13 protein-coding genes and 1 riboswitch are annotated in these 14,480 nt (G+C 42.2%); of the genes, 9 read left to right on the top strand and 4 right to left on the bottom strand.

Annotated elements, in window-relative coordinates; translation table 11 throughout:
- Window positions 1–20: 20 nt before the first annotated feature.
- Genes DYC50_RS07050 through DYC50_RS07035 form a run of 4 tightly spaced genes read left to right on the top strand, consistent with a single transcriptional unit; the run spans window position 21 to window position 2,626 of the window.
- A complete protein-coding gene (locus tag DYC50_RS07050; RefSeq protein WP_115250177.1) occupies window positions 21–1,133 on the top strand; it encodes an ABC transporter permease in 1,113 nt (370 codons plus the stop codon).
- Window position 1,134: 1 nt separating this feature from the next.
- The gene (locus tag DYC50_RS07045) at window positions 1,135–1,803 is read left to right on the top strand and encodes an ABC transporter ATP-binding protein (RefSeq protein WP_115249581.1); all 669 of its coding nucleotides are present in this window, start codon (window positions 1,135–1,137) and stop codon (window positions 1,801–1,803) included.
- Window positions 1,804–1,811: 8 nt separating this feature from the next.
- Window positions 1,812–2,312 (top strand): TlpA family protein disulfide reductase, encoded by a 501-nt coding sequence (locus DYC50_RS07040; RefSeq protein WP_115249580.1) that lies wholly within the window; start codon window positions 1,812–1,814, stop codon window positions 2,310–2,312.
- Window positions 2,312–2,626 (top strand): c-type cytochrome, encoded by a 315-nt coding sequence (locus DYC50_RS07035; RefSeq protein ID WP_115249579.1) that lies wholly within the window; start codon window positions 2,312–2,314, stop codon window positions 2,624–2,626. The genes DYC50_RS07040 and DYC50_RS07035 overlap by 1 nt, the downstream gene beginning before the upstream one ends.
- Window positions 2,627–2,749: 123 nt before the next feature.
- Here DYC50_RS07035 and bioB read toward each other — a convergent pair whose 3' ends face one another.
- From bioB to thiB, 4 genes are all read right to left on the bottom strand, one after another.
- The gene (gene bioB, locus DYC50_RS07030; protein ID WP_115249578.1) at window positions 2,750–3,784 is read right to left on the bottom strand and encodes a biotin synthase BioB; all 1,035 of its coding nucleotides are present in this window, start codon (window positions 3,782–3,784) and stop codon (window positions 2,750–2,752) included.
- Between the two features lie 39 nt (window positions 3,785–3,823).
- Entirely contained in the window at window positions 3,824–4,477 is a 654-nt protein-coding gene (gene thiQ / locus DYC50_RS07025; RefSeq protein WP_115249577.1) for a thiamine ABC transporter ATP-binding protein, read from the bottom strand.
- A gap of 76 nt (window positions 4,478–4,553) precedes the next feature.
- Complete coding sequence (gene thiP, locus DYC50_RS07020; RefSeq protein ID WP_245934885.1) at window positions 4,554–6,125, bottom strand: thiamine/thiamine pyrophosphate ABC transporter permease ThiP; 1,572 nt, start codon at window positions 6,123–6,125, stop codon at window positions 4,554–4,556.
- A 35-nt stretch (window positions 6,126–6,160) separates the two neighbouring features.
- Complete coding sequence (gene thiB / locus DYC50_RS07015; protein ID WP_115249575.1) at window positions 6,161–7,165, bottom strand: thiamine ABC transporter substrate binding subunit; 1,005 nt, start codon at window positions 7,163–7,165, stop codon at window positions 6,161–6,163.
- A gap of 42 nt (window positions 7,166–7,207) precedes the next feature.
- Window positions 7,208–7,296, bottom strand: a riboswitch (TPP riboswitch).
- Window positions 7,297–7,413: 117 nt separating this feature from the next.
- Between thiB and glnE the strand changes: the two genes are divergently transcribed.
- The 5 genes from glnE to DYC50_RS06990 all read left to right on the top strand — a co-directional run bounded on the left by glnE (window position 7,414) and on the right by DYC50_RS06990 (window position 14,466).
- On the top strand, window positions 7,414–10,407 hold the full coding sequence (glnE, locus tag DYC50_RS07010) for a bifunctional [glutamate--ammonia ligase]-adenylyl-L-tyrosine phosphorylase/[glutamate--ammonia-ligase] adenylyltransferase (RefSeq protein ID WP_115249574.1): 2,994 nt from the start codon (window positions 7,414–7,416) through the stop codon (window positions 10,405–10,407).
- A gap of 115 nt (window positions 10,408–10,522) precedes the next feature.
- The gene (gene potA, locus DYC50_RS07005; protein WP_103852693.1) at window positions 10,523–11,638 is read left to right on the top strand and encodes a spermidine/putrescine ABC transporter ATP-binding protein PotA; all 1,116 of its coding nucleotides are present in this window, start codon (window positions 10,523–10,525) and stop codon (window positions 11,636–11,638) included.
- On the top strand, window positions 11,625–12,485 hold the full coding sequence (gene potB / locus DYC50_RS07000) for a spermidine/putrescine ABC transporter permease PotB (RefSeq protein WP_103855555.1): 861 nt from the start codon (window positions 11,625–11,627) through the stop codon (window positions 12,483–12,485). Before potA ends, potB begins: the two co-directional genes overlap by 14 nt.
- Complete coding sequence (gene potC, locus DYC50_RS06995; protein ID WP_103852687.1) at window positions 12,485–13,252, top strand: spermidine/putrescine ABC transporter permease PotC; 768 nt, start codon at window positions 12,485–12,487, stop codon at window positions 13,250–13,252. Before potB ends, potC begins: the two co-directional genes overlap by 1 nt.
- Window positions 13,253–13,389: 137 nt before the next feature.
- Window positions 13,390–14,466: an extracellular solute-binding protein gene (locus tag DYC50_RS06990; RefSeq protein ID WP_115249573.1), complete on the top strand. Its 1,077-nt coding sequence runs from the start codon at window positions 13,390–13,392 to the stop codon at window positions 14,464–14,466.
- The last annotated feature ends 14 nt before the right edge of the window (window positions 14,467–14,480 follow it).

Here is a 14,480-nt window from a genome sequence, read left to right as displayed (position 1 = left end):
ATTCAATCAACGCTCGCACAATGTTTTGGCGTTTAATTATCAATGCCTTACGCCTGCGCTTGCAACGGGTGATGATTATTTTCGCGGCACTCACCGTTGGCGCCAGTATTGTTACCGCAATGGCCGCGGTGTATTTCGACATCAACACCAAAATGAGCCAAGAACTGCGCACCTTTGGTGCAAATTTTTACATCGGTTCAAACAGCAGTGGCTTGATGAACGAAAAAGACTTCAACCAAATTCTCAGCCAAGCACCGCAAGGCTTAATTACGGCCGCCAGCCCTTATCTTTATGGCGTGGCACGGGCAGATTTAGAAAAAGTGGTGATAATGGGCGTGTGGTTTGATGCAATGCGAACTCTTTCCCCTTATTGGCAAATCACAGGATCACCCATTGGGGTGAATTTTGATGATCGCAACGCGATGATCGGCAAATCCCTTGCCCAACGGTTAAACCTGAACTTTGGCGATAAAATCACCTTGAACAAAGGGGCAGAAAAGCACCACTTCACCATTAAAGCCATTGTAGAAAGTGGTGATGCCACGGACAATATGCTGATTGTCAATCTTGAATTTGCCCAGCAATGGCTAGATAAAACAGGCTTAATCACTAATGCGCTTCTGAATGTGAAAAACGATCAGGGGCAAGTGAGCCAATTTGCACAACAATTACAACAGCAATATCCTGATTTAGCCATTCGCCCGATCTTGAAAGTATCCGCCTCTGAGGGGCAAATTTTGGATAAAATCAAAGGCTTAATGGGCTTGATTTCAGTGGTGATTTTGATTCTCGCCACCCTTTGCGTGAACACTACCTTAATTGCCATTGTTGGCGAACGGGCGAAAGAATTTGCGCTACAAAAAGCTTTAGGCGCAAAACAACAAGATATTATTAAACAAATTGGCACAGAAATTTTACTCATCGCATTTTGCGCTATCATCGTGGGGCTAATTTTAGGGTATTTACTGGCACAAATTCTCGGTATCACCGTGTTTAAAGCCTATATTGATTTGCGCTTGCCGGTGATTCCAATCACAATTCTGCTCTCACTCACTGTGGCTTTTGTTGCCGTGATTGTGCCAACGCGCCGTGCTTTAGAAATTCAAACTGCCAACGTTTTAAAAGGCGAATAAAATGGAAAAATACGTTATTGAAACCCAACATTTATATAAACGCTTTGGGCAAGTAACCGCCCTTGAAGACATTAATATCCAAATCGCTGAGGGGGAATTTGTTGCCATAATGGGGGCATCAGGCTCAGGCAAAACCACACTGATGAACATTCTCACCGGGCTTGATACGGCAAGCGCGGGCAAAGTGATTTTAGATGGAGTAGACGCCGCTCAACTCGATGAAACGGGTCGCCAACGTTTTCGTGCAGAAAAAATTGGCTTGGTATTCCAACAATTCCATTTAATCCCTTACTTGACTGCGCTGGAAAATGTGATGCTTGCGCAGCATTATCACAGCGTTGTCGATGAAGAAGCTGCCAAAGCAGTCTTAGCGCAAGTGGGTTTAGCACACCGTTTTGATCACCGCCCAAGCCAGCTTTCGGGTGGTGAACAGCAACGGGTTTGTATCGCTCGCGCCTTGGTTAATCAGCCCCCAGTGATTTTTGCTGATGAACCCACCGGCAACCTTGATGAAAAAAATGAAAAACTGGTGCTAGATTTGCTCACAGAACTCAATCAGCAAGGGCGAACGATCGTAATGGTAACGCATAATCCCGAACTGGGTAAGCTCACCAACCGCACTATTTTCCTACAACACGGAAAATTTTTGCGCGAAGAAATTAATGGCTAAGGAACAGAATGAAACTGGCTTATTTATACAAAAAAATGGCTTTAACGAGCCTAATAAGTGCGGTGATTTTTTCGCTGATTTCTTGCAAAGATCAGTCCGCCAATATTGGCAGCCAAGCCCCTGATTTAGCCGTCTTTAATCTGCAAGGACAAAAAGTAGAATTGCAACAATTTGCTGGCAAGAAATTATTACTGAATTTTTGGTCTGAAACCTGCGGTATTTGCATTGTAGAACTTAAACAATTGCAGCAACTAGCTGAAAAATACCCTGATAATCTGCAAATCCTTGCCATTAATATTGACGGCGAACGAGGCGATACACAAAAAAGTGCGGTGAAAAATCAGCTTATTTTGCCCATCGTGAAAGATCAGCTCAACATCACCGCTGAGCGTTATCAACTGGTTGGCACACCGACATCTTTTGTACTTGATCCCACAGGCAAAATCCTTTATAAATTTGAAGGCTTAATTTCTGAGTCAAAATTACTCGCATTATTTAAGGATCCATAATGAAAAAAACCTTTACTCTACTTTTACTTTCCGCCTTACCGTTATCTGGCTTGGCCAATCAAAGTGCAGAAATGCTCGAACATAGCCAAAAAATCTTTAACCGCTCTTGCGCAATGTGCCACGGTAAACAAGGTGAACGTTCCGCATTAAATCAATCAGCCATCATCAACAGCCTAAAAACAGAAGAAATTATCACCGCACTTGAAAAACGCAAAGCGGGCGAAATTGTTGGTGCAGGCAACGCGGCAAAATCGCGCTTAAGTGAAAATGACATCAAGGGCCTTGCGGAATATATTCCTAGCTTAAAACCCTAAAAGCACTGACTAAATAGCTTTCTTAATTAAGCGCATTCAATTCAAAAAAAAGGACTAAGTTTTCTTTATAAACTTAGTCCTTCAATAACTTCGATAACAAAGCTAAGCGATTTTAGCTGATTATTACACTACTTCTTTGAACAAAGGGCTTTCTTCTTTTACTGAACGATTTTCTTCCGTCTCTGGCTCAAGATCGAGTTTTGCCATAAGCAGTTGATCGCCGTCTTCTTCTGGATTTTCGGTAACCAGTAATTTATCACCGTAGAAAATGGAATTTGCCCCTGCCATAAAGCACATTGCTTGCATTTCTTCCGACATTCCTTGACGACCTGCGGATAAACGCACATAGCTTTTCGGCATTACGATACGCGCAACGGCGATAGTGCGAACAAATTCTGTCCAATCTAATTCTGCCGCTTCTGCCAATGGCGTGCCTTCCACTTTCACTAATTGGTTAATTGGCACAGATTCTGGTTGTGGATCAAGGTTGGCAAGGCTAGCGATAAAGGCCGCACGCTCTTTGCGGGTTTCGTCCATTCCAACAATCCCACCACAGCAGACTTTTAAGCCAGCTTTACGCACTTTGCCAAGGGTGTTAATGCGATCATCAAATTGGCGTGTACCGATGATTTTTTCGTAATGTTCTGGCGCAGTGTCGATATTATGGTTGTAATAATCTAGCCCTGCTTCTTTCAAATCTTCAGCCATTCCATCTTGCAATAAACCGAATGTACCGCAGGTTTCTAAGCCAAGATCTTTCACCGCTTTGATAATTGCGGTGATCTTTTCAATATCCTTAGGTTTTGGCCCACGCCACGCCGCGCCCATACAGAAACGGCTTGCACCACGAGATTTTGCCACTTTGGCTTTTTCCACAATTTCTTCAATATCAAGCAATTGCTGATTTTGCACGCCCGTTTGATAACGCGCTGATTGCGGACAATAACCACAATCCTCTGGGCAGCCACCGGTTTTAATCGACATTAAGGTGGAAAGCTGAATCGCGCGTGGATTAAAATTCTCACGATGAACCTGTGCAGCACGGAACACAAGATCTAAAAAAGGCGTTTCAAATAAAGCTTCCACTTTACACACTGACCAGTATTCTAAGGTTGGGTGCGGTGTTAAAGAGGGAATTTGAATGTTTGTGGTTGTCATAAATTATCCTTGTTGTAAAAAGTGCGGTCTATTTTAGACTTAAATTTTTAATTCGGGTAATGGTTTATCACTAATCCTACCATTTTCAACCATCAAAAGGCGATCAATTTTTCCTGTTAATTCATCAGGTTGATGCGTCACAATAAGCAAGGTTAAGTTTTTCTGCTGGCATAACTTGTCCAATAAATGCAGCATTTCTTGACGTAAATGGGGATCAAGGGCGGAAAAGGGTTCATCAAGCAATAAAATAGGTTTATCGCGCAACAGACAACGCGCCAAGGCGACACGTTGTTTTTGTCCGCCTGAAAGGGCGTTGGGCAAGCGATCTAAAAACTCCCCTAATCCCACCGCACTTGCCACTTCCGCCACTTTAGCTTTTTCTAACTCGCTAAGATTTAGGCTTGGCTTTAGCCCTAAAGCGATGTTCTGCGCCACTGTCAAATGGGTGAACAAATTATTCTCTTGGAACAACATTGAAACAGGGCGTTGATGGGGTGCGCTAAAGGTGTGATTTTGCCCATTAAGCCAAATTTCCCCTTTGTCCACCAATTCAAATCCTGCAATTAGGTTGAGCAAGGTGCTTTTGCCTGCCCCACTCGCCCCCACAATGGCCGCCCGTTGTCCTGCGGGGATATGCAGCTTAAAGTGCATTGGTTGATTGGGGTAATGAAAATAAGTATCCAGTTTAATCATCGTGTTGCCTAAATCATAAAACGAAAGAATGTGGTAAACATACCAAAATGCAAAGATAAAGTGCGGTGCAATTTTTTCAAATTTTATCTTTGTCCTGCTTTTGTGAACGCTCAATCAGCACAAATAAAGCGCCACATAACAATAATAAAATCAAGGCGGTAACGCTCGCTTCTTGCATACGATATGAGCCTAATTGCTGATAGAGCAAATACGGCAGAGAGATAAAATCTTGATTGCCGAATAACGCAATGGCGGTAAAATCCCCCAAAGATAAAGCGCAAGCCAAGGCGAAAGCATACCGCATTGGGGCGTTAAGGGCTTGCCATTCCACCCATTTCCAGCGTTGCCAGCCTTGCACGCCAAGAGATTGGCAAAGGCGCTCATATTGCATATTTTGATACATTGGCACAGAAAGCGTGCGGATCACAAAAGGCATCGCCAAAATGCCATTACAAAATGCCACAATCAGCAATAAATGCCACGGTCGAAAATCCATTGCTTGCAAGCGAATAAATAGCCCTAGCGCCACAACTAAAGTGGGGATCGCAAGTACGATCATTCCCATATTGCTAATTAAATTGGCGCAATAACGGTGATGTTGCCAAGCTAAACGGCGAGCCAAAAAAAGTAATGCCATTGAAAATAAAATCGCAAATAACGCAGAACATAGAGCGATACTTAAAGAATACCCCAAAGCGCGCCATAACTGGGGATTGGCGGCCACTTTTTGCCAAGCCTGCCAATCTAAGCCTGCCACCACCATATAAAGCAGTGGGGAAAAAAGAAAAATCAGCACACTGCTGACACAAAAAATTTGCCAAATTTGCACCGCACTTGTTTGTTTTTCTCTCCAAAAATGACGCAAATTAAGCTGGCTCGGATCTTTGCTGTTAAACAAACTGCTGAGCGCAAGCAGCAGTACGCAAAACCCGCATTGCAATAACGCGAGCATTGCGGCTTTCGGCAAATCAAACTCAAACAAAATGGCTTGATAAATCGCCACTTCTAAGGTGGTGTAAGCCGGCCCGCCGCCAAGGGTTAGCACAATGGCAAAACTGGTGAAGCACAGCATAAAAATTAAAGTAAACGCCGGCAAAAACTGTTGGCGTAAATAAGGTAATTCGATCAAACGGATAAACTGCCAACCGCGGATATTCAGTTGTGAACTGAGCTGCCGTTGCTGATTGGGAATGCTTGAAAGCGCCTGCAAAAATAAGCGACTTGCCAAAGGAATATTAAAAAATAAATGGGCGATCAAAATACCACTCAAGCCGTAAATATTGGGTTTCCAATCAATCTCAAGAGCGAAAAATAAGCTTGCCAGCCAGCCTGAATGTCCGTAAATCCCGAGCAAACCTAGCACCGCCACCAAGGCAGGCAAAACGAAGGTGAGAGAAAATAATTTTAAAATCAGTGGCTTGCCACGGAAATCTTGGTAAAAAAACGCGCGCGCAAAAAACAGACCAACCAGTACAGATAAAAACGCCGATAAAAAGGCTTGTCCAAAACTAAAGGCGATAACGTGGCGCACATAACTATCTTGCCAAAATGTCATCCATTGATGATCATTGCCAAGATTTAACACCGCACTTAAGGCAAACAGATAAAATGCACCTAACAGCAAAATCACACCTATTCCCCCTGCCATTGACGACAAGGGGAATTTTTGCAAGTTACGGCGAATTATTGTGTTAAGCTGGCTTGCCAAGTGTTCGTCCATTGTTTTAATTGTTCTGCATTGACACCACTACCCAAGGTAGTTTTGCTTTGCTGCGCTTGTTTTAAGGCATCAAAGTTAGGCTCAATTTTTTCATCAATTACGGCAAACATCACATTTTTTTGTGAAATTTGGCTTTGTGCCTGCGGTGAAATCAAAAATTGCATAAAGGCATCAGCACAAGCATTCGGGTGATTTGCCATTCGTGCCGCGGTTTCAATTTGTAATACTTGTCCTTCCGCAAAATCCGTGGCGGCGTAATTGGCATCTTTATCATTTAATAAGTGATAAAGCGGTGATGTGTTATAGCTAAACACTAAATCCGCTTCGCCTTTTAAAAATGCGCCATAGGTTTCCGACCAGCCTTTGCCTACAGTAACGGTATGGCTAGCGAGTTTTTTCCACGCAGCGCCCACATCATCACCATAAACTTCATTCATTAAGATCACTAACCCACGTCCCACGCCGCTGGTGCGCGGATCTTGGTAAATGACGCGAAGTTGTTGGTTATCCACTAATTCTTTTAGGCTTTTTGGTGGATTTGGTAATTTTTCTTTATGATAAACAAAGGCATAAGCACCAAAATCATAAGGTAAGAACACCTTGTCTTGCCACTTCACTGGCAAGGAAAGTTGTTCCGTTGGCACGTTATTTTCGGCAAATAATTGTGTTTTTCTTGCTTCCTCAAGCATTGTTTGATCTAAGCCTAACACAATATCCGCTTTGCTCTTTTTCCCTTCAAGGCGAATACGGTTAAACATCACGCCAGTGCTATCAAAAGGCACATAATTTACCTGACATTGTGGGTGAGCTTGCTCAAACAAGGCTTTCACTTTTGGGCCTGCGCCCCAATCTGCACTAAAACTATCATAAGTGTAAACTTGCACATTTTCCGGGCTTTGTGCCGCCATAAGGTTGGTACTAAAAAGTGCGGTAAGAAAAGTAAGAGAAAAAGATTTTTTGAATTGCATAGTGTTTCCTTCCATAAAAAACGACCAGCAATATTGACGCAAACAGCAAAGAAATTAGTTTCCTACGTCAGTATTAACTGTATCAGGTTCACGGGTATGATCTCAGCTATCAAGCACCCCGACTAATCTGAGCCTTTAGCTCGGCTTTCAGTGTAGTAATTTTCCGTTGCTAATGCAATCTATGTGTTTAAAAATTCTCAAAATTTCTTTATAGTTAGCAACAAGTTAATCATTCATAAGGATAGGCTATGGCATTTTCTGTTCCCCACCTTGAGGATACCTTGCAAGCACTGGCAGCGAGTTTAATTCAACACTTCCCCGAACACTATAATGAAGAAATTTACACACAACTTGCTGCGCAGAAAAATGATCCCACAAGCCCGATTGGCAAGTTGGCGCAAGGAATTGCAATGGCTGATTTTGTGGCAGAAACCTTAAAAAAACAACCGCACTTTTTGCACCAATGTTGGCAGCAGATCCCCACTTTAGAAAATAAGGACTATTATCGCCAAGCCTTGCAGGATTTGCTTGAAAGCGTTAATGACGATGCCCAACTGTATCGCCAACTGCGTCTGTTTCGCCACCGTGAAATGGCAAAACTGAGCCTGTGCCAAAGCCTAAATCTCGCCACCGTAGAAGCGGTTTTTGTTCGCCTTTCTCAACTGGCAGAAGCCATTATTATCGCCACGCGCGATTGGCTTTATCAGCACGCTTGTGCGGAAATGGGAACGCCAATGGACGCGCACGGTAACCCACAACAACTTTATATTTTAGGAATGGGAAAATTAGGCGGATTTGAACTCAATTTTTCTTCTGATATTGATCTCATTTTCACCTACCCTGCCAATGGAGAAACCCAAGGAGCAAGACGCTCCATTGAAAATAGCGTGTTTTTCACTCGCCTTGGGCAACGCTTAATTAGCGCCCTTGATCAATATACCCCTGATGGTTTTGTGTATCGCACGGATATGCGTCTGCGTCCTTTTGGAGAAGCAGGTGCATTGGCGCTGAGTTTTACCGCAATGGAGCAATATTACCAAGAACAAGGGCGCGATTGGGAACGCTATGCGATGATCAAAGGGCGAATTTTGGGTGCTGATCCGCAAGATCCAAATGTGAAAAACTTGCAAAATTTGCTCCGCCCTTTTGTTTATCGCCGTTATATTGACTTCAGTGTGATTCAAGCGTTACGCGAAATGAAAGGCAAAATTGAGCGAGAAGTGCGCCGCCGAGGTTTAGTGGATAACATCAAACTTGGCGCGGGGGGGATTCGTGAAATTGAATTTATCGTGCAAGTTTTCCAGCTAATTCGTGGCGGTCGTGAAAGCAAATTGCAACAGCATTCTCTGCTTAATCTCTTGCCAGAATTAGAAAAATTAGGCTTGCTTAGCCCAAATGAGAAGCAAGATTTGCTACAAGCCTATGTGTTTTTACGCCGTGTAGAAAACGTGTTGCAAGCCATTGATGATAAGCAAACGCAACGTTTGCCAGAAAAAGAACTGGATCGCCAACGCCTGATTTTTGCGGCACAACATTACCTTCAATGGAACGATGAAAAACAGCCAGTCATTGTGGAAAACCATCTCACCAACTGGGTCGATTTTTATGCGTTATTGCAATCTCACCAACACAAAGTGCGGTCGGTTTTTTCTCAATTAATTGGTGAAGAAAACGATAAACCCACGCCAGAAAATAGCCAATGGGACGATTTTTTAGAAACGGATCTCAATGATGAAGACATTCAACAGATGTTGCAACAAAATGGCATAAAACTGGAAGAAAATGCACCGCTCTTACAACGCCTTGCTCAGTTCCGCACCGAGTTAGCGCGCCGCCCTATTGGCACAAGGGGGCGAGGCGTATTGGCGCAATTAATGCCAATGTTGCTGGCACAAATTTTCCAGCATCAAGCCTATGAAGCCTTGCTGCCACGAATGTTGGATATTGTGGACAAAATTCTCACGCGCACCACCTATTTAGAATTATTGGTGGAAAATCCACAGGTGCTAAATCAGCTTATTGAGCTGTGTTCGCAGTCGCAACTGATTGCACAACAAGTGGCACGCCACCCGATTTTGCTTGATGAATTGTTAGATCGCAACGCGTTGCTTAATCCTACCCATTTTAGCGAATATCGCAGCGAATTAAAGCAATATCTGCTCCGTTTACCGCAAGATGATGAAGAACAATTCATTGATGCCCTGCGCCAATTTAAGCAAAGCACCTTGTTGCGCGTGGCAGCGGCGGATATTCTGGGTGCGTTACCTGTAATGAAAGTCAGCGATCATCTCACCTACTTAGCGGAAGCCATTATTGATGCGGTGGTCAATCTCGCTTGGCAACAAGTCAGTGCGCGCTTTGGTGTGCCTGAGTTTCTTGCTCCTGACGAAAAAGGCTTTTTGGTGATTGGCTATGGCAAATTGGGTGGCATTGAGTTGGGCTATAAATCTGATCTGGATTTGGTGTTCTTATTTGACGGCAGCCAAACAGGGCAAACCCAAGGTGGCAGAAAAGTGATTGATAGCAATCAGTTTTATCTTAAATTAGCACAAAAAATCATCAGCATTTTTAGTATGAATACCAGCGCTGGCGTGCTTTATGAGGTGGATATTCGCCTACGCCCTTCTGGCGATGCGGGCTTGCTTGGCTGTTCATTGAGTGCTTTTGAAAATTATCAGCTGAATGAAGCTTGGACGTGGGAAAAACAGGCCTTGGTGCGCAGTCGCGCGGTTTATGGCGAGCCTGCCTTGCGCCAACGCTTTGAGCTGATTCGCCACAAGGTGCTGGCTGCCCCACGGGATCTTGTGCAACTCAAAGAAGATGTGAAAGCAATGCGCGAGAAAATGTATCAACATCTTGCCAATAGCAATCCTGATGAATTTAACATTAAAACCGATAAAGGCGGCATTACTGATATTGAATTTATCGCGCAATATTTAGTGCTGGCTTACGCGCCGCAATACCCGAGCTTAACCACTTGGTCGGATAACGTGCGGATTTTTGAGTCAATGGCAGAAATTCCTAATACGGAAAACCAAAGTACGGAACACCAAAGTGAAGAAAATAAAAGTGCAGTGCTAAATTTTGAAATTTCTGAGCAATTAAAAAATGCCTACACCAGCCTACGCAACCGTATTCATCAATTAAATTTACTAGGCTTGCCTGCGGTGGTAAATCATCAGGAATTTCGCACCGAACGGCAATTTATCGAAAAAATTTGGTGGGAGCTATTTGACGCATAATTTTTTAGCAAAAATGTGATTTTTACTTTTAATTACAGGACGATCGCTATATCATTAGCATCTATTTTTATCGATTAATTATTCAACCAACTTGTTAGGGAGAAAACCAAAGCTAGTGGAAAATTCAGTTCAAACCAAGCCGATTATTGAGCTTCGTTCTTTAACCAAATCTTATGGCGACAAAACGATTATTAATGGTTTAAATCTTACCATTAACAATGGCGAATTTTTGACAATTTTAGGGCCTTCAGGCTGTGGTAAAACCACGGTTTTACGCTTAATCGCAGGGTTAGAAGATCCTAATGGTGGTAAAATTATTCTTGACGGTCAGGATATTACTGACGTCCCCGCAGAACGCCGTTTTGTTAATACCGTATTCCAAAGCTACGCACTGTTCCCACATATGACCATTTTTGAAAATGTGGCTTTCGGTTTGCGTATGCAGAAAGTGCCAAATGCGGAAATTAAACCGCGCGTAATGGAAGCCTTGCGTATGGTTCGTTTGGAAGAAATGGCGGATCGCAAGCCTAATCAGCTTTCTGGTGGTCAGCAACAACGTATTGCCATTGCAAGAGCGGTAGTAAATAAACCAAAAGTGTTGTTACTAGACGAATCGCTTTCTGCATTGGATTATAAATTGCGTAAAGAAATGCAAAATGAACTGAAAGCCTTGCAACGTCAATTAGGCATTACCTTTATTTTCGTTACTCACGATCAAGAAGAAGCCTTAACAATGTCTGATCGTATTATCGTGATGAACAAAGGTAATATTGAGCAAGATGGTACACCACGGGAAATTTACGAAGAGCCGAAGAATTTATTCGTGGCTCGTTTCATTGGCGAAATTAATGTTTTCAACGCCAAAGTAATTGAGCGCGTGAGCGAAAAAACCGTAAAAGCCAACGTGGAAGGCCGTATTTGTGAGATCTATACGGATTTACCGGTTCAACCTGATCAGCATTTGAAAGTGCTTTTACGCCCTGAAGATATTGTGATTGAAGAATTAGACGAAAACGAACAATCCAAAGCCATTATCGGACACGTTTCTGATCGTAACTATAAAGGTATGACGTTAGAATCTAGCATTATTCTTGATCATAACAATATGAAAGTGTTAGTTAGCGAATTCTTCAATGAAGATGATCCGCACATTGATCACTCCGTAGGACAAAAAGTTGCCCTAACTTGGCACGAAGGCTGGGAGGTTGTGTTAGACGATGAAGACAGCTAATTCTGGATTTCAAAAAATCACCATTACCACCATTTTTGCGTGGTTAATTTTCTTTGTGCTTGCGCCAAACTTATTGGTGCTTGCGGTGAGTTTTTTAACCCGTGATAGCAGTGATTTTTATGCCTTACCATTTACCATTGAGAACTACACGCGTTTATTTGAACCGCTTTATGCGCAAGTGGTGTGGAATTCTCTTTATATGTCGGGCATTGCGACCATTATTTGTTTAATCATTGGCTACCCTTTTGCCTTTATGATTAGCAAAATTAAGGAAAAATATCGCCCGATTTTGCTCTTTTTAGTGGTATTGCCATTCTGGACGAACTCATTAATTCGTATTTACGGAATGAAAATTTTCCTTGGCGTAAAAGGGATTTTAAACAGTACCTTGCTTACCCTTGGCATTATTAATGAGCCAATTCGTATTCTTAATACAGAAGCAGCGGTAATTATTGGTTTAGTCTATCTATTATTACCATTTATGATTTTGCCATTGTATGCAGCTATCGAAAAATTGGATTACCGCTTGTTAGAAGCAGCGAAAGATTTAGGCGCAAACAGTTTCCAACGCTTTGTTAAAGTGATTATTCCACTCACAATGCCGGGCATTATTGCAGGCTGTTTATTAGTGTTATTACCTGCAATGGGAATGTTCTATGTGGCTGACTTGCTTGGTGGTGCGAAAGTCTTGCTTGTGGGTAACGTGATCAAGAGTGAATTCTTAATTTCGCGTAACTGGCCATTTGGTTCTGCAATTAGTATCGGTTTAACCATTTTAATGGCATTACTCATCTTTGTTTATTACAAAGCAAGCAAATTAATGAATAAGAAAATGGAGTTGGAATAATGAGTCGTTTACTGCGTAATGTTTTTATGTTGGTGGTGTACGCTTATTTGTATATCCCAATTATCATTTTGGTGACCAATTCGTTTAATGCGGATCGTTACGGATTAAGCTGGAAAGGCTTTAGCTGGAATTGGTATGAGCGTTTATTTAACAACGATACCTTAATCCAAGCCGCATTTCACTCTGTAACTATCGCCTTTTTTGCGGCCACTTTTTCCACGATTTTGGGTGGCTTAACGGCGATCGCCTTATATCGCTATCGTTTCCGCGGTAAACAGGCGGTGAGCGGAATGTTGTTTATCGTAATGATGTCGCCGGATATTGTTATGGCAGTGTCTTTGCTTGCCTTATTTATGATCGTTGGTATCTCACTCGGATTTTGGTCATTGCTTTTAGCGCATATCACTTTCTGTCTGCCTTATGTGGTAGTAAGCGTGTTCTCTCGCTTGAAAGGATTTGATGCAAAAATGCTTGAAGCGGCGAAAGATCTAGGCGCAAGTGAAGTAACCATTTTACGTAAAATTATTTTACCATTAGCACTGCCTGCTATTGTTTCAGGCTGGTTATTAAGCTTTACTATCTCTCTTGATGATGTAGTGGTGTCTTCTTTCGTAAGTGGCGTAAGCTACGAAATTTTACCACTGAAAATTTTCTCATTGGTAAAAACAGGGGTAACGCCTGAAGTGAACGCCCTAGCCACCATTATGATTATTTTCTCTCTTGCTTTAGTGGTATTAAGCCAAGTTGTGGCGAAAAAAGATAAATAGCCCAAATGGGAAAATAATACTTCACAAATAAGCATAGACAAAATAGAATACGCCTTGACGCTGTCAAGGCGTTTTTTTATTCATATTTTGCCAAAACAAAATATGCCCCTAACCCTCTTAACAGGAGAATGATAGAAATGAAAAAATTTGCAGGTCTTTTCACAGCCGGAATGATCGCAGTTACTTTAACAGCTTGTAATGATAAAGAAACAAAGAATGCGGACGCTAAAGCACCAGCTAACGATACCGTATATCTTTACACTTGGACAGAATATGTTCCAGATGGTTTATTAGACGAATTTACCAAAGAAACTGGCATCAAAGTCATTGTTTCAAGCCTTGAATCTAACGAAACAATGTACGCGAAATTAAAAACACAAGGTGAAGCCGGCGGTTACGATGTTATCGCACCTTCAAACTACTTTGTGTCAAAAATGGCACGTGAAGGTATGTTAATGCCATTAGATCACAGCAAATTACCTGTTATCAAAGAATTAAACCCAGATTGGTTAGACAAACCTTACGATAAAGGCAATAAATATTCTTTACCACAATTATTAGGTGCACCGGGCATTGCCTATAACACCAATGATTACAAAGGTTCTGACTTCACCTCTTGGGGCGATTTATGGAAACCAGAATTTGTGGGTAAAGTACAACTTCTTGATGACGCACGCGAAGTTTTCAATATCGCATTGTTAAAACTAGGTCAAGATCCAAATACTCAAGATCCAGCGATCATCAAACAAGCTTACGAAGAGTTATTAAAATTACGTCCAAACGTACTTTCTTTCAACTCTGACAACCCAGCTAACTCATTCATCTCAGGTGAAGTGAACGTGGGTCAATTATGGAATGGTTCTGTGCGTATTGCAAAAAAAGAAAATGCGCCTTTAGATATGGTATTCCCGAAAGAAGGCCCTGTGCTTTGGGTTGATACCCTTGCTATTCCAGCAACCGCGAAAAACCCAGATGGTGCGCATAAACTTATCAACTATATGTTAGGTGCAAAAACCGCTGCAAAATTAACCGAAGAAATTGGCTACCCAACATCAAATGTTGAAGCATTAAAATTACTTCCAGATGAAATCACTAAAGATCCTGCCATCTACCCAACGGCTGAAGTGTTACAAAACAGCTACTGGCAAGATGATGTAGGCGATGCAGTTCAATACTATGAAGAGTATTACCAAAAATTAAAAGCAGCGAAATAATTTCCGCTTAAATG

This window comes from Avibacterium avium, assembly GCF_900454535.1.
GTDB classification, from domain to species: domain Bacteria; phylum Pseudomonadota; class Gammaproteobacteria; order Enterobacterales; family Pasteurellaceae; genus Avibacterium; species Avibacterium avium.
The sequence above is the reverse complement of the archived record's forward strand: the minus strand, read 5'-3'. Positions and strand labels throughout refer to the sequence as shown.